Raw genomic sequence first — 1,563 nt, 5'->3', positions numbered from 1 at the left:
AGGATAAACTTTTAAATTGAGAGTTTGATCCTGGCTCAGGACGAACGCTGGCGGCGTGCCTAACACATGCAAGTCGAGCGAGGTTTAAGGAGTTAGCTTGCTAACACCTTAAACCTAGCGGCGGACGGGTGAGTAACGCGTGAGCAACCTGCCTTGTACAGGGGGATAACAGGTGGAAACACTTGCTAATACCGCATAAGGCCACAGTATCGCATGATACAGGGGTCAAAGGAGTAATCCGGTACAAGATGGGCTCGCGTCCCATTAGCTAGTTGGTGAGATAAAAGCCCACCAAGGCAACGATGGGTAGCCGACCTGAGAGGGTGACCGGCCACACTGGGACTGAGACACGGCCCAGACTCCTACGGGAGGCAGCAGTGGGGAATATTGCGCAATGGGGGGAACCCTGACGCAGCGACGCCGCGTGAGCGAAGAAGGTCTTCGGATCGTAAAGCTCTGTCTTTGGGGACGAAGGAAGTGACGGTACCCAAGGAGGAAGCCCCGGCTAACTACGTGCCAGCAGCCGCGGTAATACGTAGGGGGCGAGCGTTGTCCGGAATTACTGGGCGTAAAGGGTGCGTAGGCGGCCATATAAGTCAGGTGTGAAAAACCACGGCTTAACCGAGGTATTGCACATGAAACTGTATGGCTTGAGTACAGGAGAGGAAAGTGGAATTCCTAGTGTAGCGGTGAAATGCGTAGAGATTAGGAAGAACACCAGTGGCGAAGGCGGCTTTCTGGACTGTAACTGACGCTGAGGCACGAAAGCGTGGGGAGCAAACAGGATTAGATACCCTGGTAGTCCACGCTGTAAACGATGGATACTAGGTGTAGGGGTTTAAAGACTTCTGTGCCGGAGTTAACGCAATAAGTATCCCGCCTGGGGAGTACGGCCGCAAGGCTGAAACTCAAAGGAATTGACGGGGGCCCGCACAAGCAGCGGAGCATGTGGTTTAATTCGAAGCAACGCGAAGAACCTTACCAAGGCTTGACATCCCTCTGAAGTATTTAGAGATAAGTACGGACTCTTCGGAGTACAGAGGAGACAGGTGGTGCATGGTTGTCGTCAGCTCGTGTCGTGAGATGTTGGGTTAAGTCCCGCAACGAGCGCAACCCTTATCTTTAGTTGCCAGCACTTAGGGTGGGCACTCTAGAGAGACTGCCGGGGATAACTCGGAGGAAGGTGGGGATGACGTCAAATCATCATGCCCCTTATGTCTTGGGCTACACACGTGCTACAATGGTCTGAAACAGAGGGAAGCGAAGGCGCAAGCTGGAGCAAATCCCACAAACCAGGCCACAGTTCGGATTGTGGGCTGCAACCCGCCCACATGAAGCCGGAGTTGCTAGTAATCGCGAATCAGCATGTCGCGGTGAATGCGTTCCCGGGCCTTGTACACACCGCCCGTCACACCATGGAAGTTGGGAGCACCCGAAGCCGGTGACCTAACCGTAAGGGAGGAGCCGTCGAAGGTGAGCTTAATGACTGGGGTGAAGTCGTAACAAGGTAGCCGTATCGGAAGGTGCGGCTGGATCACCTCCTTTCTAAGGAGTAATAAAAAA

1 rRNA gene is annotated in these 1,563 nt (G+C 53.8%); it reads left to right on the top strand.

The features are described 5' to 3' along the window. Positions 1 to 12 precede the first annotated feature (12 nt). A 16S ribosomal RNA gene (locus tag EJN67_RS13920) occupies positions 13 to 1,545 on the top strand. Positions 1,546 to 1,563: the final 18 nt, after the last annotated feature.

Origin of the sequence: Xylanivirga thermophila (assembly GCF_004138105.1) — a bacterium.
GTDB lineage: Bacteria > Bacillota > Clostridia > Caldicoprobacterales > Xylanivirgaceae > Xylanivirga > Xylanivirga thermophila.
Note: the sequence above shows the minus strand (reverse complement) of the source record. Positions and strands in the feature narration are given on the sequence as shown.